This is a genomic window from Polynucleobacter sp. QLW-P1DATA-2 (genome assembly GCF_001870365.1).
Classification (GTDB): domain Bacteria; phylum Pseudomonadota; class Gammaproteobacteria; order Burkholderiales; family Burkholderiaceae; genus Polynucleobacter.
In genome coordinates this window covers 1,139,245-1,161,189 of the sequence record NZ_LZMQ01000003.1, presented here as the reverse complement: position 1 = coordinate 1,161,189, position 21,945 = coordinate 1,139,245, and the positions used below count along the sequence as shown (strand labels likewise).

The 21,945-nt window shown below is 46.1% G+C and carries 20 protein-coding genes and 1 tRNA gene; 8 read left to right on the top strand and 13 right to left on the bottom strand.

All coding sequences use genetic code 11. The features are described 5' to 3' along the window. Positions 1–10: 10 nt before the first annotated feature. The 4 genes from A9236_RS08590 to A9236_RS08580 form a co-directional block, all read right to left on the bottom strand. A complete protein-coding gene (locus A9236_RS08590; protein ID WP_071464966.1) occupies positions 11–409 on the bottom strand; it encodes a type II toxin-antitoxin system VapC family toxin in 399 nt (132 codons plus the stop codon). Next, on the bottom strand, positions 409–651 hold the full coding sequence (gene vapB / locus A9236_RS08585) for a type II toxin-antitoxin system VapB family antitoxin (protein WP_369821169.1): 243 nt from the start codon (positions 649–651) through the stop codon (positions 409–411). Before vapB ends, A9236_RS08590 begins: the two co-directional genes overlap by 1 nt. Positions 652–723: 72 nt before the next feature. Further along, positions 724–897 (bottom strand): hypothetical protein, encoded by a 174-nt coding sequence (locus A9236_RS11100; RefSeq protein WP_161485619.1) that lies wholly within the window; start codon positions 895–897, stop codon positions 724–726. 93 nt (positions 898–990) lie between these two features. Next, a complete protein-coding gene (locus A9236_RS08580) occupies positions 991–3,051 on the bottom strand; it encodes a sodium-translocating pyrophosphatase (RefSeq protein WP_071464965.1) in 2,061 nt (686 codons plus the stop codon). Between the two features lie 171 nt (positions 3,052–3,222). On the opposite strand from A9236_RS08580, the gene ppa reads away from it, so the two are divergent. The 3 genes from ppa to glnK all read left to right on the top strand — a co-directional run bounded on the left by ppa (position 3,223) and on the right by glnK (position 5,831). Beyond that, on the top strand, positions 3,223–3,759 hold the full coding sequence (ppa, locus tag A9236_RS08575) for an inorganic diphosphatase (RefSeq protein ID WP_071464964.1): 537 nt from the start codon (positions 3,223–3,225) through the stop codon (positions 3,757–3,759). A 33-nt stretch (positions 3,760–3,792) separates the two neighbouring features. Then, positions 3,793–5,412 carry an NAD+ synthase gene (locus A9236_RS08570; RefSeq protein ID WP_071464963.1) on the top strand — a complete coding sequence of 540 codons (1,620 nt, stop codon included), beginning with the start codon at positions 3,793–3,795 and terminating at the stop codon, positions 5,410–5,412. Positions 5,413–5,492: 80 nt separating this feature from the next. Then, a complete protein-coding gene (glnK, locus tag A9236_RS08565) occupies positions 5,493–5,831 on the top strand; it encodes a P-II family nitrogen regulator (protein ID WP_071464962.1) in 339 nt (112 codons plus the stop codon). On the opposite strand, the gene A9236_RS08560 is transcribed toward glnK, so the two are convergent. Continuing rightward, complete coding sequence (locus tag A9236_RS08560; protein ID WP_071464961.1) at positions 5,832–6,842, bottom strand: helix-turn-helix domain-containing protein; 1,011 nt, start codon at positions 6,840–6,842, stop codon at positions 5,832–5,834. Between the two features lie 85 nt (positions 6,843–6,927). Continuing rightward, the gene (locus A9236_RS08555; RefSeq protein ID WP_071464960.1) at positions 6,928–7,569 is read right to left on the bottom strand and encodes a response regulator transcription factor; all 642 of its coding nucleotides are present in this window, start codon (positions 7,567–7,569) and stop codon (positions 6,928–6,930) included. A 227-nt stretch (positions 7,570–7,796) separates the two neighbouring features. Between A9236_RS08555 and ilvD the strand changes: the two genes are divergently transcribed. Beyond that, on the top strand, positions 7,797–9,491 hold the full coding sequence (gene ilvD / locus A9236_RS08550) for a dihydroxy-acid dehydratase (RefSeq protein WP_071464959.1): 1,695 nt from the start codon (positions 7,797–7,799) through the stop codon (positions 9,489–9,491). A 72-nt stretch (positions 9,492–9,563) separates the two neighbouring features. Here ilvD and A9236_RS08545 read toward each other — a convergent pair whose 3' ends face one another. Beyond that, positions 9,564–10,040, bottom strand: coding sequence for a copper chaperone PCu(A)C (locus tag A9236_RS08545; protein WP_071464958.1), 477 nt, complete (start codon positions 10,038–10,040; stop codon positions 9,564–9,566). 41 nt (positions 10,041–10,081) lie between these two features. Between A9236_RS08545 and A9236_RS08540 the strand changes: the two genes are divergently transcribed. Both A9236_RS08540 and A9236_RS11095 read left to right on the top strand, forming a co-directional pair. Next, on the top strand, positions 10,082–10,456 hold the full coding sequence (locus A9236_RS08540; RefSeq protein ID WP_083398922.1) for a TlpA disulfide reductase family protein: 375 nt from the start codon (positions 10,082–10,084) through the stop codon (positions 10,454–10,456). Continuing rightward, a complete protein-coding gene (locus A9236_RS11095; RefSeq protein ID WP_161485618.1) occupies positions 10,443–10,598 on the top strand; it encodes a hypothetical protein in 156 nt (51 codons plus the stop codon). Before A9236_RS08540 ends, A9236_RS11095 begins: the two co-directional genes overlap by 14 nt. On the opposite strand, the gene A9236_RS08535 is transcribed toward A9236_RS11095, so the two are convergent. From A9236_RS08535 to A9236_RS08510, 6 genes are all read right to left on the bottom strand, one after another. Next, on the bottom strand, positions 10,599–11,654 hold the full coding sequence (locus tag A9236_RS08535; protein WP_071464956.1) for a hypothetical protein: 1,056 nt from the start codon (positions 11,652–11,654) through the stop codon (positions 10,599–10,601). An 80-nt stretch (positions 11,655–11,734) separates the two neighbouring features. Next, positions 11,735–12,106, bottom strand: coding sequence for a DUF2946 family protein (locus A9236_RS08530; RefSeq protein ID WP_071464955.1), 372 nt, complete (start codon positions 12,104–12,106; stop codon positions 11,735–11,737). A 103-nt stretch (positions 12,107–12,209) separates the two neighbouring features. Then, the gene (oxlT, locus tag A9236_RS08525) at positions 12,210–13,463 is read right to left on the bottom strand and encodes an oxalate/formate MFS antiporter (protein ID WP_071464954.1); all 1,254 of its coding nucleotides are present in this window, start codon (positions 13,461–13,463) and stop codon (positions 12,210–12,212) included. Between the two features lie 492 nt (positions 13,464–13,955). Next, positions 13,956–14,031 (bottom strand) — tRNA-Thr (locus A9236_RS08520). 14 nt (positions 14,032–14,045) lie between these two features. Then, positions 14,046–14,528: a DUF1854 domain-containing protein gene (locus A9236_RS08515; RefSeq protein WP_071464953.1), complete on the bottom strand. Its 483-nt coding sequence runs from the start codon at positions 14,526–14,528 to the stop codon at positions 14,046–14,048. After that, positions 14,525–16,891 carry an ABC transporter ATP-binding protein gene (locus tag A9236_RS08510; protein ID WP_071464952.1) on the bottom strand — a complete coding sequence of 789 codons (2,367 nt, stop codon included), beginning with the start codon at positions 16,889–16,891 and terminating at the stop codon, positions 14,525–14,527. Before A9236_RS08510 ends, A9236_RS08515 begins: the two co-directional genes overlap by 4 nt. A 202-nt stretch (positions 16,892–17,093) precedes the next feature. On the opposite strand from A9236_RS08510, the gene cphA (A9236_RS08505) reads away from it, so the two are divergent. Next, positions 17,094–19,286, top strand: coding sequence for a cyanophycin synthetase (cphA, locus tag A9236_RS08505; RefSeq protein ID WP_071464951.1), 2,193 nt, complete (start codon positions 17,094–17,096; stop codon positions 19,284–19,286). Next, positions 19,287–21,857, top strand: a complete 2,571-nt coding sequence (gene cphA / locus A9236_RS08500) for a cyanophycin synthetase (protein ID WP_071464950.1) — start codon at positions 19,287–19,289, stop codon at positions 21,855–21,857. Positions 21,858–21,945 lie beyond the last annotated feature (88 nt).

Genomic DNA, 21,945 nt, shown 5'->3' with positions numbered 1-21,945 from the left:
GACGTTTTTTCTAAATCCAATTTTCAAGAGCAAGATTAGGGACTCTTTTAAATTCGGATAGATTATTTGTTACCAAGGTTAAACCATGACTTCTAGCATGAGCCGCAATATGAATATCATTTACTCCAATAGGTTTACCCTTACCCTCCAAGAATGCTTTAATTTGACCATAATGCTGAGTTGCATTTATGTCATAGGGTAAAACCTCTAAGTGACTTACAAAGTCTTCAATGTTGTTAAGATTACTTTCAACCTGTTGACTCTTTTCTGCGCCATACATCAACTCTGCCAACGTAATTGTTGAGATAGCCATTCGGTTGGCATTTTTATTGAAGACCTGAAGCACCTCTATCGGCTTTCGCTTCATTACATAAATAACAATATTGGTATCTAGCAAATACTTAAGCATTAGAGAGGCTCTCTATCGCCTTGCTCTTGAGAGCCTCTTTCATTCATAAAATCATCACTTACACGAGCATCGCCCAAAAAGTAGTTGTCCCACATGTTTTCAATTGGGGCAATTATTCTCTCCCGACCCTTTGCGCGAATATTCACCTTGCGAACATTTTCCGGCAGCCGCATTTCGGCAGGCAACCTTACGGCTTGAGTCCGGTTATTCGTAAAAACAGTTGAAATAGCCATTTCATTCATCTCCCAGCGTATATAGCAATTGTATATTGCATTAAGTGCCTATACAAGCCCCAAAAATACCCTTCTTAGCATCTATGTAGGGGCATTATTAATAAAGCATTCCCACTCCAGATCATCTTGCGTTTCTTGCTGCATGATTTGCTCTTCAGTGGTTGCATCTAATTTAGATTTATCAACAAACCCCTTAGGGAATGTTGTTGCATTACTTGGGTCGATTTGGATTTTTATGATCTCAATTTCACTCACACCTCAACAATAAGCTCCTCATGGCAGCTCATCTTAGGCCCATAAACAAAAAGCCTAGCATTGCTAGGCTTTTTGTTTAACTCTACAACGCTGTTATTTTGTAATCACTGGCAGCAATGGCACGATGAGCAATGCCACGATGTTGATGATCTTAATTAATGGATTAACAGCAGGACCCGCAGTGTCTTTGTAGGGATCGCCCACAGTATCACCAGTCACAGCTGCTTTATGCGCCTCAGAACCTTTACCGCCGAAGTTACCTTCCTCGATATATTTCTTTGCATTGTCCCAAGCACCGCCACCGGTACACATTGAGATTGCCACAAACAAGCCAGTCACAATCGTGCCCATCAGCAAGCCACCCAATGCCGCAGGGCCAAGCAATAGACCAACAACGATTGGTGCCACTACAGGTAGCAATGAAGGAATGATCATTTCTTTGATAGCTGCGCCTGTGAGCATGTCTACAGCCTTGCCGTACTCAGGCTTAGCAGTGCCCTCCATGATTCCCGGAATATCACGGAACTGACGACGCACTTCCTCAACAACCGCGCCCGCACAACGACCCACCGCTTCCATCGCCATCGCACCAAACAAGTAAGGAATCATGCCGCCGATGAAGAGGCCAATGATGACCATGTGATTAGACAAGTCAAAAGAAACCTGCTGACCAATGCTTTCTAGGGCATGGGTATAGTCCGCAAAAAGGACCAATGAAGCTAAACCAGCGGATCCAATCGCATAGCCCTTAGTCACTGCTTTAGTAGTGTTGCCAACAGCATCTAATGGATCTGTAATATCGCGCACTGATTGTGGCAAGCCTGCCATTTCAGCAATACCGCCGGCGTTATCGGTAATTGGGCCGTATGCATCAAGCGCAACGACGATACCTGCCATTGACAACATTGCTGTCGCTGCTATTGCAATGCCATACAAACCAGCTAACCAGTAAGCGGCATAAATCGCTGCACAAACAAATAACACTGGATAAGCAGTCGACTTCATCGAAATGCCTAAGCCAGCAATGATATTGGTGCCATGACCTTTTGTAGAAGCTTCAGCAATGTGCTGTACTGGCTTGAACTGAGTGCCGGTGTAGTACTCAGTGATCCAGACTAATCCAGCTGTCAGCAATAAGCCAACCACTGTTGAACCGAATAAGCGCCACTGACTACCTGGAATACCGAGGGCATCATCAGGCATGATGAAGTTCGTTACAAAATAGAAGGCTACTAGTGATAAACCACCTGCAATGATGAGTCCTTTGTACAAAGCTGGCATCACATTCTTCATACCAGGCGTTGCTTTAACAAAAGAGCAACCGATGATGGAAGCAATGATGGATACGCCACCCAGTACTAATGGGTAAATAATTGCAGCTACTGGAGCACCAGCAACCATTAATGAACCCAAGACCATCGTTGCAATCAGCGTTACCGCGTAGGTTTCAAATAAGTCGGCTGCCATACCAGCGCAATCACCTACGTTATCACCTACGTTATCAGCGATCACCGCAGGATTACGTGGATCATCTTCTGGAATACCTGCTTCAACTTTACCGACCAAGTCAGCACCAACGTCAGCGCCTTTAGTAAAGATGCCGCCACCTAAACGGGCAAAGATCGAAATCAAAGAGGAGCCGAATGCCAAACCAATCAGCGGATGCAATACAGAGGAGAGGTCTTGTCCAGCACCAATTGATACCAGGAACATAAAGAACAAACCAACACCAAGGAGGCCAAGGCCAACCACCAACATACCGGTAATAGCGCCGCCCTTAAAAGCAACATTAAGTGCTTCGTTCATTCCCTTGGTAGCCGCTTCAGCAGTACGCACGTTTGCACGCACTGAAACATTCATACCAATGAAACCGCAGGCGCCAGAGAGAACCGCGCCGACTACAAAGCCAATTGCTGTCGCAAAGTCCAAAAAGAGCGCCATCAGAATAGCCAGGACTATTCCAACTACCGCAATCGTTTTATATTGGCGCGAAAGATAGGCTGCTGCACCCTGCTGAATCGCCTCAGCAATCTCTTGCATCTTGGCATTGCCCGTACTTTGCTTCAAAATCCAGCCGCGCATCACAAAACCGTAAATCACGGCCAGGACACCGCACGCCAAGGCAAAATACAAGCCTAAAGTGACATTACTCATGCTTGAACTCCCTAAAGTTAATCTTTATTGTTTTGTATTACTAGCGCTTAGGCAGACCCGGTTTCTGAAAGCTTTAAACTATGTCTTTAAGCCGTATCAGTATGTAGCAGAATCACCCCTGCGCCCCCTCATTAGGATCAGGGTATTTACTAATCTTTATTCGGAGTATGTATGAGTCTCGACAAAGTCAAGCCAGGTAAAAAGATCCCTGAGAGCTTCAACGTCATTATTGAAATCCCCATGAATGCAGACCCTATTAAGTATGAAGTGGATAAAGAGAGTGGCGCAATTTTTGTTGACCGTTTCATGGGTACTGCAATGCACTATCCGTGCAACTATGGCTACATCAATAAAACCATCGCTGGTGATGGTGACCCTGTTGACGTCCTCGTAATTACTCCGTTCCCACTCATTCCTGGTGTTGTAGTGAGCTGCCGCGCTATTGGTATCTTGCAGATGGAAGATGAAGCCGGTCAAGACGCTAAATTGTTAGCCGTACCTGAAGATAAGATTTTGCCAATCTATACCCACTGGCAAAAACCGGAAGACATGAACCCATTACGCTTGAATCAAATTCAACACTTCTTTGAGCACTATAAAGATCTCGAAAAAGGCAAGTGGGTAAAAGTTAAAGGTTGGGGTGGCGTTGCTGATGCTCATAAAGAAATTCTTGAGGGCATTGAGCGCTACAACAAAGAAAACGCTTAATTTTTAAATACTAAATAGGCTTTGTGATTCGGAGTGAGCGCGCAGAAAATTGCCTTAGCCCAAATGAACCCATTACTGGGTGATCTGGCTGGTAACGCTCAACTGATTCACAAGGCTGCTCAAGCAGCCTTTTCACAAGGCGCCAAGCTGGTTGTGACGCCTGAGCTTTCTCTTACAGGCTATCCCCCAGAAGACTTATTACTCCGTCCTGCTTTTATTCAAGCGGCCAATCAAGAGCTTGAACTCTTGATGAGAGAGTTGGCGCAGTATTCAGACCTTACAGTGATCGTTGGTCACCCAAAACAAACATCAGTAGGCTTGCAAAACTATGCCTCCGTTTTACGAAATGGCAAAGTCATTGCAGGTTATGCAAAACAAGAATTGCCTAATCATGAAGTGTTTGATGAGGTACGTTACTTTGTGCCCGGAAACCAAGCTTGTGTATTTGAATGCGATGGCATTCAGTACGGCGTAATTCTCTGTGAGGATGCATGGCATCCTGGTCCAGCAAAACAAGCACATGCTGCAGGGGCACAAATCTTGCTCGTACCTAATGCTTCACCCTATCATCTGAAAAAAGAAGCCTTACGCATTGATGTTTTGCGTACCCATATTGATCAAACCAAAATGCCTTTGGTCTATGTCAATGCAGTTGGTGGTCAAGATGAATTGGTATTTGATGGTGGATCATTTGCTTTAAGTAGTCATGGCGAAGTAGTCATGTCCCTCCCCCAGTTTGAAACTGCTCTTGGGTTGGTGAGCGTAAACGCCAGCGGCGAGCTTGAAAAAGGCTCTATTTCTCCAGCGCAAAGTGTTGAGGCACAAGCCTATCAAGCTTTAGTCCTAGGAGTGCGTGATTACGTCAATAAGAATGGCTTTCCTGGCGTCATCATTGGTTTGTCTGGTGGCGTTGATTCTGCTCTTGTGCTTGCTATTGCAGTAGATGCCTTAGGCGCGGATAAAGTGCGCACTGTGATGATGCCCTCACGCTATACAGCTGATATTTCCTGGATTGATGCCCGTGAGATGGCCAAGAACTTAGGCGTTCAATACGATGAGATTCCTATTAGTGGCCCGGTTGATGCCTTAGAGCAATCTTTAGCAGAGCAATTTAAGGGCACAAAGATAGACGCTACCGAAGAAAATATACAAGCACGCGTGCGGGGCACGATGCTCATGGCACTTTCTAATAAAACAGGGCGACTGGTGCTCACTACTGGGAACAAGAGTGAAATGGCCGTAGGTTACTGCACCCTCTATGGCGACATGGCTGGCGGCTTTGCAGTCATCAAAGACATTGCTAAGACCTTGGTCTATCGTTTATGCGCTTATCGCAATAGTCTTGCCCCCGTCATTCCAGAACGAATTTTGACGCGCGCACCCTCCGCTGAATTGCGTCCCGACCAAACCGACCAAGATAGTCTTCCCTCTTATGAAGTACTCGATGGCATCGTTGAGCGCTATATGGAGCAAAACCAATCTATCGAGCAAATCATCGCCGCAGGCTTTGATGCTGAGAGTGTAGAAAAGGTAACTCGCCTGATCAAGCTTAATGAATACAAGCGCCGTCAAGCTCCTCCTGGGGTACGCGTTACCACTCGCGCATTTGGTCGTGACTGGCGCTACCCCATTACCTCGCAATTTAGGGCCTAGGCCCTGCCCCAGCACTTTCGGGGGCGTCAATTTGGCACTTCCACGACTTCTAGGTATGATGATTTCCATAGGGGGAACACATGAAACTCATTACATCCATTATTAAACCGTTCAAGCTCGATGAAGTTCGCGAGGCCTTGGCTGAAGTAGGCGTTACTGGCCTAACCGTAACAGAAGTAAAAGGTTTTGGTCGCCAAAAGGGTCATACCGAGCTCTACCGTGGCGCTGAATATTCAGTTGATTTCTTGCCCAAGGTAAAGATTGAAGCAGTGGTTTCGGATGACCGTCTTGAGACAGCACTCGATGCAATTACTAAAGCGGCTCACACTGGGAAAATTGGTGATGGCAAAATTTTTGTTACCGCAGTCGAACAAGTCATCCGCATTCGCACTGGTGAAACCAACGAAGCAGCAGTTTAATTAACGCAACTGAGAATCTGTTGGAGCCAAAGGCTGAACAATTTCAGCCGACTCCAAATTAATAGTCTTAGCCGTTGTATTGGAAGGGCGCACTTTTGCGCCCTGGTAATAAATATCCACCTGAGACAATCCTGAGGTCAAGACCTTGAGAGGTGGTTTTCCATAAATACTCACCCCCACTCCCGGCTCTAAAGTTTTGTTTTGGGTTTTTCCACTGGCATCGATAACACACACTGTTTGCGCTGTCTTTGATTGCAAATACACCATGTCGCCAGCCTTTTTAGGCGCATCTGGTCTGTAATTGATTGCCGTGGCATCTGCAGAAGGACACTCTGAAGAAGCTGCTGCCACCGCTAAGGGTGCGGCCGTAACAGGCTCAGGAGTCGTTGCAGGAGCAGGCTTAGATTCCGCTACCGCCTCGGCTGAGGGAGGAGTAGGCGAAACCTCTTCAATTACTACAGTTTCTTCTTTTACCGGCTCTGGAAAAAACAATGGCCGTAAGTTCACAATAGAAAATACTAAAGCCGCAGTAATGCCTAACAGCAAAAAGATTTGCTTCTTGGGATTTTTTACTGAGGCGTATTGATTGAGATCTTGTTTAGATGCGGAGGGTTTTGCGTCCTCTGCAGCTGGCTTTGATGATTGAGATTGAATTTTTTTCTCAGGAACGATTGCTTTTAACTTCTCATTACTTTTGGCTGCACTTGAATCAGCACTTATTTTTGTCTCTTCCACTACATCTTTCACTTCGCCTTTTTTACTTGGAGTCATTTCTCCAAAATCAAAAGCATCTTCTTCTGAGAGATTTAATATGGCAGCCACTTTTTTGGCAGCAGTAATTTTGACTTGCGGTCCGTAAAACGAACTTACCTCCCCGTTCTCTATCTGCTCGATTTGACGGCTAGATAAACATGCTTTACCAGCTAAATCCTTCGCGCTTAAACCAAGACTTTCTCGAGCCTTAGTAAAAGCCTCTTTTCGTATCTCTGGAAGTTTGACTGGCTTATTCACGATTCGGTAAATATCTCATTTATAAGTAATTTATTTGATACTAACCCCAAAATCTTTCAAGAGTAATAAGCCCTTCAGCAAATGGCTATATAGCCAATGACTTTGATAGCGGATGGTGCTCTAGATCTGACTCTAGGTATTTCTTTACCAGGGTTTGCACAGAATCAACATGCATCTTGTCCATTACCCTTGCTTTGTGAACCTTGATAGTGGCATCCGTTGTCCCGAGTTTTACGGCAATATCCTTATTAAGAAGACCTTTAACCAACCAAGCGCAGACCTCTCGCTCTCTTGGGGTCAGACTCTCATACTCGCTTTTTGTTTCTACATCAATAGAAACGCGTTTTAGTTGACGGCTATCAAAATCAATCGCCTCAGCCACTGCTTTTAAGAGCTCTTCTAAGTTAAATGGCTTAAATAGAAAATCCAAGGCGCCCTTCTTTAGGCCCTGCACAATTTGATGGGGGTGGCTTTGGCCGCTCACAAATATGATGGGGGTTTTACGACCAAGCTTTTGGAGTTGCTCCTGCAAATCTAAGCCACTCATATCTGGCATTTGCATATCTAACAAAATAACCGCAGGGGATACAGGCACTGACTTTTCCATAAAAACCTTGGCTGACGCATAGTCCTCAACCAAGTAACCCAGCTCGCGCAACATCCGAGCTAATGAAATCCGCATGGACTCATCATCGTCAATTAGGTAAATATGGCCAACTTTAGTCATTGAATTCAAAGGAAAAATGAATAGATGAGTGAATGTACTGCAGCCTCTTTTCTTAAGCTATTAGCTATAAAGCTAATATTTATATACTAGAAACATGATTTCATTGGTATTTGTATTGCAGCGCAACATTCAAGTGGGCTACAAACCCAATAAGGGATGGGCACCTTAAACCACATCTCACGGCACAATAGAGCCTTTCGAAATAAACCTTTTCTGGAGTAATAAGCATGAAACGCCTTAATGAACGCTCACGCATGGTCACCGAGGGAGTCGCTCGCGCACCTAACCGCTCGATGTATTACGCCATGGGTTACGAAGAAAAGGATTTTACCAAGCCAATGGTGGGTGTTGCTAATGGCCACTCCACCATCACCCCATGCAATAGTGGATTGCAAAAATTAACCGATGCTGCCGTAATTGCATTGGAAGAAGCGGGTGCAAAGGCCCAAACCTTTGGAACACCTACAGTCTCAGATGGTATTGGCATGGGCACTGAAGGCATGAAGTACTCGCTCGTATCTCGTGAAGTGATTGCCGACAGCATTGAAACTTGTGTCAATGGTTTATGGCAAGACGGTGTAGTAGTGATTGGTGGTTGCGATAAAAATATGCCGGGCGGCATGATGGCGATTGCCCGCACCAACGTTCCCGCAATTTATGTTTATGGCGGCACGATTAAGCCAGGCCATTACAAAGGTAAAGACCTCAATATTGTCTCTGCATTCGAGGCAGTTGGTGAATTTACTTCTGGCCGTATGAGCGAAGAAGATCTCAAGGGTGTAGAACAACACTCCTGCCCAGGTAGTGGCTCCTGCGGTGGTATGTATACAGCCAATACGATGAGTTCCTCGTTTGAGGCCCTAGGCATGAGCCTACCCTACTCCTCTACTATGGCTAACGTAGATGCAGAAAAAGTGGCTAGCGCTGCTGAGTCTGCACGTGTTCTTGTAGAAGCAATCAAAAATAACTTGCGTCCACGTGACATCATTACCAAGAAATCCATTGAGAACGCTGTGAGTGTGATCATGGCAGTGGGCGGATCAACCAATGCGGTTTTGCATTTCTTGGCAATTACTAGCGCGGCAGAAATCGATTGGACGATTGATGACTTTGAGCGCATTCGCAAAAAAGTTCCCGTAATCGTGGATATGAAACCATCTGGCACTTATCTGGCGACTGATCTACATCAAGCTGGCGGCATTCCACAAGTGATGAAAATTTTGTTAGATGGTGGATTGCTCCATGGTGATTGCATGACGATTACTGGCAAAACCATTGCTGAAGTCTTGAAGGATGTTCCATCGGTACCGCGCGCCGATCAAAAAGTCATTCGCACCTTAGACAATCCTTTGTACAAGCAAGGTCACTTAGCAATTCTGAAGGGCAATATCTCCCCTGAAGGTTGCGTTGCCAAGATTACTGGCTTGAAGAACCCATCCATTACCGGCCCTGCCCGTGTATTTGATTCTGAAGATGATGCAATGGCAGCCATCATGGCGCAAAAGATCAAGGATGGCGACATCGTCATCATTCGCTATGAAGGCCCTAAAGGCGGTCCTGGTATGCGCGAGATGCTCTCTCCTACCTCCGCCTTAGTTGGTCAAGGTCTAGGTGAATCTGTAGGCCTGATCACCGATGGTCGCTTCTCTGGCGGAACTTGGGGCATGGTAGTCGGACACGTTGCTCCTGAAGCTTATGTAGGTGGCACGATTGCCCTCATTAATGAAGGTGACTCTGTAACCATTGATGCTCATAAGCTCCTCATTCAGCTCAATGTCAGCGATGAAGAGATTGCCAAACGTCGTGCAGCCTGGAAGCAACCTAAGCCACGCTACACCCGCGGCCTCTTGGCTAAGTATGCAAGCCTAGCAAGCAGCGCTAGCAAAGGTGCTGTTACTGATCTGGATTTAGATTTAAGCTAATCAGCATTTCAGCAAAGCAAAAGCCCCTAGGTAAAACTAGGGGCTTTTTTATTTCATAGCTCTCAGAACTACTTAGTGCTTCATAGCGCCCGGAGCATTCACGGGGAACTTCACTTCCACATCTCCAGCTTTGGCAAACTTGAGTTTCACCGGAACAGACTCACCCGCCACAAACGGGCCTTTAAGATTGAGGAACATCAGATGAAATCCACCTGGTTTTAATTCAACCGAGCCGTTTGCTGGCACAGCAATATCTTTTACTTGGCGCATCTTCATGACATTACCGTCCATTGCCATTTCATGTAATTGCACTTCGCCCGCAGCAGGAGAAGACGCAGACAACAACTGGTCAGGCGCATTGCCTTTGTTCTCAATTTTCATAAAACCACCGGCGACTTGTTGGCCCGGAGCGGTGGCGCGGGTATAGGCATCGGAGACACTTACCGCATCTACCTTGACTGACTGGGCTAAGACCTGCGAACTCAGAATCACTGCCGTACCAAAACAAACCACTACTCTAGACACTAAACCTAAATTACTCTTTATCATTACCTACTCCTTTATTCAATTTTCATAAAATACTTGTTGTAATGCGTAAATTTCCTCGCCCTTCTTGTCTCAAGATCTTTATCCTGTTGACCACAATATTGTTCAGCTCGGCATATGCTGGCATTGAGCTAGGAGAGCCTGCACCCAATATAGAAGGAACGCTGATTGATGGCAAGCCTTTCTCACTAATGAACCATAAAGGTAAAGTTTTTTTAGTGAACTTTTGGGCTAGCTGGTGCGAGCCTTGTAGAGAAGAGATGCCAGCCATCGAATCCTATCTTAAGAAAAATAAAGCAAAAGGATTTGAAGTGCTTGCCATCACAATGGATAAGCCCGCTGATATGGAACAAGCAAAACAAATCATGCGGAACTATTCCTTTCTATTTGCTAGAAAAAAAACAAATGGATTACTCTGACTACGGCAGAATCTGGCGTATACCTAGTTCATTCATCATCGACAAACAGGGAGTACTTCGAAAGAATGGTATGACCGGTGACCCAAAGGTCGATACCAAACTACTCGAAGAACTCGTTACCCCGCTTTTGACCAATCAATAATTAGAAATGCACTCGCACACCCATCGACGCAATAAATGATGGCGCTAATTGAATTCCATTTAAATTTTGATAAACCGGTAACTGGACGTTGGCATATACCTGAGTCTGATCAGTTAACTTATACAAAATACCCGGGGTTGCATATAACAAAGTACCACCAGTAGACCATGTATCTGCCGCCGTTCCACTATCAGCTGTTTTGTATAAATAGTTGAACTGTAAAGTTGGCACCCATTTATCCCAACCCTGATAGTTGGTGCCAACGTTGATATTTAATGCATTGCCTGGGCGATAGGAGTTACCAACCCCGCCTGCTGCATTTATGGCAGCAATAGTAGAAGGCACATTAGTTGGTTTTACGGTTGCCTGATATTGGACGTTACCAAAATAACCCCAATCCTCTGTTTTTGGAATAATTCCAAACTTATAGACTCCAATAATGGCATCAGTAGAACCTGTGCCTAATTGGAGCCCAGGGTCGACAGCAACAATACTTCCGCTGTTGCCAACGGCCGTTTGGTTATTGCTTCCTGTTGGCAACTTCACACCAAATTGGATGCCCCAATCCTTTTGCTCAGCAAACCCAAAGTAACGGCCAATAATTTTCATATCGCCAAAACCATTAGCTTGTGATGAGTATCCGTTTGCCCCCGTTGGGTAACCCGATCCATCACCTGGATCAGTGTCCGGGCCATATGTCATGTGACTGCGCATAATGTAAGGAAGAACCACTGTCGCCCCCCATGTTTCACCATTGTTGTAATCCAAAGATGCAGTGACATAATTATTTTGAGTAAACCCTTCAACTTCTGCAGGCAAACCAGTTTTAGGATTGATGGTATTTGCTGCCTGATTCTGAGAGATAGTTCCAGTTCCGGAGCGCAATTGATTTTGATTTAAGTTGTCATAACGCAAATCAAAGGTCCAACCCTGAGAGGAGCCCATACCCTGCGTACCGATATCGGTATTTAAACTACATCCACAGCTTGCACAAGCCATTGCACCAGTTGCCGGCAATGCGAGTGCCATTGCAATAACTAATTTTTTTAAATTCATTTTTTACTCCACACAATTCAAAACGGAAAAAAGATTTCCGCCCTAGTAAATTACATAGCTAGGCTATGCCCTAAATAGATTTAGGCTTGTGCTGGAGGGGCTGCTGAAGGAGGGGTTACCCAAAGTGCAAGTGGTTTAGGTGATTGATAGAAAAGCTGAGGAAGCAAGGCAAAAGTACTTGGCGCAGCAAATGTGAGATTGGTATTGAATGCTGGTGTGATGAAATTGTGAGTGACGCAATAAGGGCAAGGTTGAGCTTGGTTGGCCAGGTCTTGATCTTCACCCTGAATATCGACCTGCATCTTGCTGCCGTCTACTGAGCAAATCTCCATCGCAAAACCGTGCCCACCCTTCACAAGCGATACTGCCTGAGAGACCGCAGGGGCAAGAGCGCTCATCGCAATGGCTGCAGCTGCAATCCAGTGAATAAGGCGGTTTTTGGAGAATTTCATAACTGGGGAATTTTATCTGATTCCACTCAGTTCTTCAGTTTGCTGATTTTTGGGCAAATAAAAAGGGGTCCGAAGACCCCTTTTGGATGAATTGCCTGATTAATTAGTGACCGGCATTCTTATTGGCGGCTTCAATAAAGCGCTTGCGAGCAGGCGCCAATATAAACTTCGCTGAAAATGCGGCAGTGATAGTAACGATTGCTCCTGCAACAAACACCGTATTCCAATCACCACTTGCTGAGAGCACAGAGGCCAAGGGCACCAACAATGAAGCAGTTCCTTTGGCTGTATATAAGGTGCCGGCATTACCAGCAGCATTTTTTACACCAAAGGTATCTGCGCAAATTGCTGGGAAGATTGAAAAAATTTCACCCCAGAATAAGAAGATCAATGCAGCAAAAGTCATGAACGCTACTGGATCATGACCAAAATGCATTAAACCAAGCATCGATAAGCCTTCGCCGAAGAACACGAAGAACATCGTATTCTCACGACCAAAGCGATCGGAGATAAATCCGCAGAGTGGGCGTGTGAAACCATTGCAAAGATTGTCAATTGACAAGGTCATGGTTAGCAACGGTAAGGTTGTACCAAATAAAGCCATTGGTAGTTTTGCCAGACCCCAATCCTTAGCAATTGGACCAATTTGCGCAGTGACCATCAAGCCACCCGCAGCAACCACCACAAAGATTGCATAGATCAACCAGAATAAAGGCTTCCTGATCATCTCACCAGAGGTGTAATCAACCTTGGTAGTAACGATACGTGGAGCGGCTTGCACTCCTTTTGGTGGAGTTGGCTTTGTCATCAACAATGCCAGGCAGAAAATCAAAGCGCCTTGCGCAAGCCCAAAGAACAAGAAGGCATGCTCATAACCATCAGACAAAATCATGTTGCCAATTGGAATAACTGTAATCGCTGCACCAGCACCAAAGCCAGCAGCAGTTAAGCCAGCAGCTAAGCCACGCTTATCTGGGAACCACTTGAGTGCGTTACCAACGCATGTGCCGTATACGCAACCAGCGCCGATACCAGCTACTACAGCAGCTGCGTAGAGCATTTCTATTGAGTTAGCATAACTATCCATTACCCAACCTGCCGCAGCAAAGACTGAGCCGATCAGAATAACGATACGTGGGCCAAACTTATCTACCATCCAACCTTCGACTGGAACTAACCAAGTCTCCACAACGATGAAGATCGAGAAAGACAATTGAATCGCAGACAAAGCCCATCCAGTTTTAATCTGAATTGGGTTAACGAATAAAGTCCACGCATATTGAAGATTGGCAACCAACCCCATACAGATAATTCCAAATACCAATTGTGCCCAACGGTTATGCCAAGGCTTACTCACGATTTGCGCTCCTTATATATTTTTTATAAATTCATTGCCCTTTTTTAGGGCTGCATAATTCTCAAACATCATCACCTTTATTATCTTGATGGGCATCAAGAATTTTCTATTCATGCACTAGTGATTACCCCTAATACAAGCAATTGAATTTCAAAGTATTTTTATCTTTTTCTCATTAAAAAGTAGCAATAAAAAAGCCACCCGTAGGTGGCTTGATTTGAGCGAATTTGAATTACAGGCCGCGGTATGCGCCATCAAAATCATAGTGAGAAGCTTGCTTCTCTGCTTCTTTGCTTTCAGTAAAAAGCTGGTTAATCATATTCAATAGAACAGTCATTTGAATCTCCTTAAGGGTTAGTACCTAGAGTATAACCCTAATAATATTTCAGGGCAATGCAATATTGGCAAGGAATCTATCCTAATTAAATAGGTGGTAATTTTTTATAAAGTATTGTTTTTATTGATTATTTATGAATTTCAGAGGTAGAAGGCTGGTGCCGCTTGCCGGAATCGAACTGGCGACCTTTTCATTACGAATGAACTGCTCTACCAACTGAGCTAAAGCGGCTTTCCAGGTAAATTCTAGCGGAAACGATCTAAAAGCTTCTTACTGACCTTATCCAATTGGGTGGAGTCCTTGATCAAGAATTGGAGGCCATTAGAGTCTGCAATCAAGAGCGTATTGCCCGCAATCCTACGAATGTCTTCTTCACCCTTGAGACGAATACGAGTTGGTCCGCGATCAGTCTCAATATCCCAAACGCTTGGGGTAGCAAAAGTAGAAACTTTTGTAATCTTCTCAATCACTGGCATAAATTCACGAGCAGCCAACTCTTCTTCAATGAGCTTGAGCTCTGAGCTTGGAATTGCTGCAACATCAGGATACCAATGCACTTCTTTACCAGATTGATCCATGATGCCAACTCCAGCTCCTGGTGCGGTAATTGGAAATGCTCTTACTGGATATATACCAATATGAGAGTGGCCATGAGCATCAATAAAAACTAAACGTCCAAGCGAGTCACGCTTGAGCTGATGGGTGGCTTGCTGATGAACTTGCGTCACACTCCACCTCCAATATTTTTAGCGATCTCTTGCAGTTTTTCTTCTTGCAGCTCGTCTTGTTTTTCTTGCTGATCTTCTTCTAGGCTCTCGCCAATGGCTCCACCTTCTACTAATTCAGCAGCGTGACGCAACTGCGCCTGATACAAGGTGTAGTAAGCCCCTTGGGCTTCCATTAGCTGCTCGTGTGAACCAATCTCGACTATCTCACCCTTATCTAACACTACAAGACGATCCGCCTTCCTGAGGGTTGAGAGACGGTGCGCAATTGCAATGGTGGTACGACCTTTAACCAGATTATCCAATGCACGCTGAATTTCTTTTTCAGTTGTCGTGTCGACTGATGATGTTGCTTCATCCAAAATCAAGATACTTGGATTGATTAAGAGTGCTCGCGCAATAGAGATACGTTGACGCTCGCCGCCAGATAGAGATTGTCCACGCTCACCAACAAGCGAGTCATAACCAAGCGGTAAGCGAAGGATAAATTCGTGAGCGTGAGCAGCACGTGCAGCTTCAATAATTTCTTCACGGGTAGCATCAGGTTTGCCATAAGCAATATTCTCTGCAATCGTGCCAAAGAATAAAAAAGGCTCTTGCAATACTAGGCCAATACACTTGCGATAGTCAGCAATGCCAATACTGCGAATATCGCGCCCATCCAAGGCAACCGAGCCAGAGCTAACATCATAGAAACGGCAAATCAAGTTGACCAAGGTGCTCTTGCCTGAGCCACTGTGCCCTACCAAACCGATCATCTCGCCGGGAGCAATATCTAAATCGATACCCTTAGATACTGCGCGGTTGCCATAGCGAAAACCCACACCGCGCAAGGAGATTCGGCCCTTTACCGGCCCAAGCGGCGCAGGATTGATGGGCTCGGGAACACTCGATACGTGGTCCAAAATATCAAAGATGCGCTTTGCGCCAGCAGCCGCCTTTTGGGTATGGGAAACAATCCGACTCATCGAGTCTAGGCGTACATAAAAACGACCAATGTAAGCAAGGAATGCAATCAATACGCCGACAGTGACTTTTTGATGTGCTACCTGCCAAATACCAAAGCCCCACACGACTAACAAACCAGTCTCAGTAAGCAAAGTGACAGTTGGAGAAAATAATCCCCAAACACGATTCACACGATCATTGATTTGGAGATTCATCTTATTTGAATCGACAAACCGTTTGAGTTCACGATCTTCTTGTGCAAATGCTTTCACAACGCGAATGCCGGGAATAGTGTCAGCCAAAATATTCGTTACTTCAGACCAAATGCGATCAATCTTTTCAAAACCAAAACGCAATTTATCGCGCACTACATGAATCATCCATACGATAAATGGTAAAGGCGCTAAGGTCACTAAAGCTAGCAAAGGATCAATTGACACCAGGATCGCTGCAGTCATAGTAATCATCAGCACATCGGTCGCGAAGTCCAATGCATAAAGAGAGAGGAAGACACAGATACGATCGGTCTCCGCACCAATACGGGCAATCAAGTCACCAGTACGCTTACCCCCAAAATATTCCAGCGAGAGTTTAAGTAAATGCTCAAAAGTAGTGTTGCGAAGATCAGCACCAATCCGCTCGCTCACCAAAGCCAACAAATACGTTTTCCACCAACCTAAACCCCAGGCAACGATCGCAGCACCAAACAATGCAAACAAATAAGTGGCGGCCAAATGAAAATCAATCGGGTTACCGCGCTCATACGGAATCAATACATGATCCATTAAAGGAATGGTGAGGTAAGGCGGAATTAAGGTTGCACCAGTCGATAGCAGTGTCAGCACAAATCCTAGCAGTAGCTGGTTTTGATAAGGCTTTGCAAAGCGCCACAGCTTAAATAAAGTCCAAGTTGAAGGCGGCTGATCATCTTCAGGATCACAAGTTGGGCAAACATCGGAGTTAGCTGGTTTAGGGCTTAAGCAAACTGGGCATACCTGTTTGTCATACTCAGTCAGTTCGCTCTCGCTATGCTGATCGCCACGGGTGAATTTTCTGAAACTCGATTGCAGACGCAAAACCTGGGGGTTAACCGCCAAGGTGAAATACCAAATTCTTTGAAGGGCATCGGGTGTTTCCAGCTTTAAATGACCCACCCCCGCATGATCTCCATGAGTCAATTGCTCCCCAGCGCGTATTGGCCAAGACTCAAACTGCCGGCCATCGGTCCAAAACAGACCCTGTTCTGTCAGTAAAAGGAGGCTTTTTTCAAAGCGTAGGTCTGCACCTAAATCCAGCTCAACCCAAGCCAGTATTGCTTCTAGGGCTTCAGGGCTTTGAATTGGAGAGTCCTTGCCCTCAAGAATGACTTGCCAATCACTTGGCAGTACGGGAGCAAAAGGTAGGGTTTGTGGCTTCATTAACCTCAAAAGTATAGTGGAGCTAGATTTTTTAGATTTATTGCTCCTGTCAACTTTAGGGGGTGGAAAACCGTTAAATTAATGAACTAAGCCTTTTTATGTATTTTTGCTATTTTTGTGGATTTTTAATTAAAACTATAAACAGAGAGACTGTCTAGCGTGCCACCCCCAAGGTAGGCGCCGAGCCCTCGTAACACCATACATGCCCCAATTACTAGATAAATCCATCGAGATCCTGAGCGTTAAGCATCTCCGTGGCCCCAATATGTGGACTTACCACCCCGTCATTGAGGTTTGGATCGATATTGGGGATTTGGAAGACTACCCTTCCAACCTCATTCCCGGCTTTTATGATCGCTTGGTCAAAGCCCTCCCTAGCTTGGTCGAGCATCGCTGCAGCTATGGGGAAACTGGTGGCTTTCTTAAGCGCGTTGAAGAAGGCACTTGGCCAGCTCACATCATGGAGCACCTCACACTGGAGCTACAAAACTTAGCAGGTATTCCAGGTGGTTTCGGTAAAGCACGTGATGGCGATCGTCGTGGCGTCTACAAAGTGATGGTGAGCGCAATCAATGAAGAGGTTACCCTCACCGCCCTGAAATATGCTCGTGACCTCTACCTAGCGCTCGCTCAAGATAAGCAAGATTGCGTTGCCTTAGTTCAAGACACCATTGAAAAGCTGCGCGATATCGGTGATGACTTGTTACTGGGACCCAGCACAGCTTGCATCGTTAATGCAGCGGAAGAGCGCGGCATTCCATCCATTCGATTATCTGAAGGCAATTTAGTACAGCTCGGGTACGGCGCCAAACAACGTCGCATCTGGACCGCGGAAACGGACCAGACCAGCGCAATTGCTGAAACCATTTCAAGGGATAAAGATTTAACCAAGAGCCTTTTGCGTAGCGCCGGCGTTCCTACACCTGAGGGTAGAACCGTCACTAGCCCTGATGATGCCTGGGAAGCAGCCCAAGATATTGGCCTGCCGGTAGTGGTGAAACCCATTGATGGCAATCATGGCCGTGGCGTCTTTATCAACCTGTACACCCAACAAGAAATTGAAGCGGCCTATGCGGTTGCGATTGATGAAGGTAGCGAAGTGCTTGTTGAACGTCATATTGTTGGTGATGAACATCGCTTACTGGTAGTGGGCAATAAAGTAGTTGCAGCTGCTAAAGGTGAGACTGTTTGGGTCACCGGTGACGGTAAACATACTGTTCAAGAATTGATTCAGATTCAGATTAATTCTGATCCTCGTCGCGGCACTGCTGAAGAACATCCACTCAATCCTGTTCGTATTGACTCTGCGGTTGAACTCGAATTAGCGCGTCAACAACTGACCGGTAAAAGTATTCCCGCTCTCGATCATAAGGTTCTCATTCAAAGTAACGGTAACGTAGCCTTTGATGTAACCGACCTCATTCATCCCGATGTCGCTAGTCAAGTTGCTCTTGCTGCCCGTGTTGTGGGTCTAGAAATTGCTGGCGTTGATTTGGTAGCTCAAGATATTGGTCGCCCACTTGCAGAGCAAAATGCCGCAATTGTGGAAGTGAATGCTGGCCCAGGTTTATTAATGCATCTAAAACCTGCAAGCGGCAAAGCACAACCGGTTGGCAAAGAAATTGCCAACCACCTCTTCCCTCCCGGCGCCGACTTCCGCGTTCCTTTAGTAGGTATTTGCGGTGAAAGTGGGAAAACACCCGTTGCCGAAATGGTTGCGCACTTTTTGCGTCTTACAAATGTGTATGTTGGCCTTTCTTGTAGCAAAGGTTTGTTTTTTGGCAACCGCGCTATTCCCAATACTAATGTCTCAAATTGGGAAAATGCCCGTCGCACCCTTCTCAATCGTGCCGTTGAAGCAGCGGTCATCGAGAACAATCACCTCTCTATGTTGATTGAAGGCTTAGCCTACGATCGTTGCCAAGTTGGGGTTGTTCTGAACGTGAATCCTCAAGCCAATTTCCCGCAGTATGCGATCTACGATGAGGATCAAGTCTTTAGCGTTGTGCGCACTCAAATTGATGTGGTGTTGCCAACCGGTGTAGGGGTTTTAAATGCAGATGATCCTATGTGCGTGCAAATGGCTGAGCTCTGTGATGGTGACGTGATTTTCTTTAGCGAAAACTCCGACTCAGAGGTGGTGAAGACTCATCTGCAAAATGGTGGTCGCGTGGTGCTTGTTGGCAAACAACAAATTACCCTGAAATCTGGCAAGCTGGATCAGAAATCCATTCCGGTGCCGCGTCATTCCGAATCCAGTAGCGCCTCTCCATGGAAGACCATGAATCTGGGTGCTGCTATAGCTGCTGCTTGGGCTTTAGATATTCCGTTCAATGTCATTGAAGCTGGTGCAGAAACGTTTGTGCCAGAAGCTATAACCGCAATAGGGGCCTAATTGGAAATCACCCGTATTCGTATGCTACGTGGCCCCAATCTATGGAGCCGTCATACTGCTTTAGAAGCCATTGTGACTTGCGATGCATCTGAGCGCTCAATTGATGCAATCCCTCAGTTTGAAACCAAAATTCGAGAACGCTTTCCGCAATTAGGAAGCATGCGTCGCGGGGGTCATACCGAAGCCCTATCGCTTGCTCATGCACTTGAACACGCTGCACTTGGCTTACAGGCACAAGCAGGTTGCCCCGTTACCTTCAGCCGCACAGTACAGACCGTGGATGAAGGTGTATATCAAGTTGTCGTGGAATATATTGAAGAAGTCGTTGGTCGCATGGCATTTGACTTTGGCTTTGCACTCATCCAGGCAACGCTCAACGATGCACCTTTTGATTTAGCTGCCGCCCTATCTGAACTAGAAGCACTCTATGAAGATGTGCGCCTTGGACCAAGTACTGGCTCAATTGTGGATGCGGCTGTTCAGCGCAATATCCCTTACCGCCGCATGACTGAAGGCAGCATGGTGCAATTTGGCTGGGGAAGCAAACAAAAACGTATTCAGGCCGCAGAAACCAGCAACACCAGCGCTATTGCAGAGGCCATTGCGCAAGATAAAGAGCTCACAAAGAACCTCTTAGCTGCTGCGGGCGTCTCCGTACCCATCGGGGAAGTGGTTACCACCGCCGATGATGCTTGGCGCGCAGCGCAAAAGATTGGCGGCCCAATTGTTCTCAAGCCCAAAGATGGTAACCAAGGTAAAGGTGTTGTTGCCAATATCCAAACGGAAGAAGAAGTTCGTGCAGGTTTTGTAGTAACCCAAGGCTTTGGCCGAGAAACGATTGTCGAACGCTATCTTCCAGGCGCTGACTATCGCCTCCTCGTTGTAGGCAATCGCTTGTCAGCCGCAGCACGCCGTGAGCCAGCTCAAGTCGTTGGTGATGGAAAGCTTTCGGTAGCAGAGCTCGTTGAAAAAGAGAATCAGAACCCATTGCGTGGCGATGGTCATGCAACTGCATTAACAAAAATTCGTTTTGATGACATTGCCCTAGCCCACTTGGCAAGCAATGGCCTTTCACCGCAATATGTTCCTAAAACCGGTGAACGCGTTTTATTACGCAATAACGCCAACCTTAGCACCGGCGGTACCGCTACAGATGTTACCGATGATGTCCACCCTGATGTTGCTGCTAGCGCTGTCGCTGCTGCGCAAATGATTGGCTTAGATATTGCCGGCGTGGATATCCTTTGTGAATCTATCTACAAACCTTTAGAGCAGCAAGGCGGCGGCATTGTTGAAGTCAATGCGGCGCCTGGTTTGCGGATGCATTTAAAGCCTTCCTATGGCAAAGGTCGTCCAGTTGGTGAAGACATTATTAATATGATGTTCCCAGCTGGTGAAGATGGACGTATTCCAGTGGTTGCCGTTACTGGCACCAATGGCAAGACAACCACTGTACGCCTCATTGCTCATCTCTTGAATGAAACAGGTCTACGCGTTGGCATGACCGGTACTGATGGTGTCTATATCAACCACCGACTAATCGATACTGGTGATTGCAGCGGTCCAAAGAGTGCACGCAATGTGTTAATGCATCCTGATGTAGATGCTGCTGTTCTCGAGACTGCCCGCGGTGGTTTATTACGTGAAGGTCTAGGTTTTGATCGCTGTGAAGTGGCAGTAGTGACCAATATTGGTGAAGGTGACCACCTAGGGTTGAACTACATCACTAGCGTTGAGGATTTAGCGATTCTCAAACGCGTGATTGTGCAAAACGTAGCTCCTACCGGCGCCGCCGTTTTGAATGCGGCTGATCCGATGGTTGCAAAGATGGGTGATAAGTGCTCTGGACGAGTGATCTTCTTTGCTCAAAATCAGCATCATCCTGTCATTACGGCACATCGTGCCAAGAATAAAAAAGTGATCTACTTTGATGGCGCTTATATTATTGCGTCCAAAGGCTCACGCGTCATGTATCGCTTCCCTGTCAGCGAAATTCCGCTTACTCAAAATGGTGTTCTAGGCTTCCAGATTGAAAACGCCATGGCTGCTATTGGCGCCGCTTGGGCATTGGGCTTAGATGCAGAAAAGATTGCTCGCGGCCTACATAGCTTTGAGAGTACTGCTAACGCAGTACCCGGTCGCTTTAATCAGTTCAAACATAAAGGCGCAACCGTCATCGCTGACTATGGTCACAATCCCGATGCCATGCGTGCCTTAACCAGTGCAGTGGCTGCGATGAAACCCAAGAAAAGTCACGTCGTTGTGAGTGGTGCCGGCGATCGTCGCGATGAAGATATTCGTGATCTCACGCGCATTTTAGGAAATGCATTTGATAATGTCATCCTCTATCAAGATGCTTGCCAACGTGGTCGTGAAGATGGTGAAGTATTAAGACTTTTACAAGAAGGTTTGGTGGGCGCCACTAAAGCCAAACAGATAAAAGAGATTCATGGGGAATTCTTGGCAATTGATACCGCCTTAGATGAAGTCTCCGAAGGCGATGTTTGTCTGATCTTAATTGACCAAGTAGAAGAATCCCTTGCTTACCTCAAAGAGAAAGTTCAACCTTAGGGTCTCGTACTTTTTGAGAGCTTTATTAGCAAAAAACCCAATCGCTTGATTGGGTTTTTCTTTTCTAGGCGCCCTATAGGCAATTACC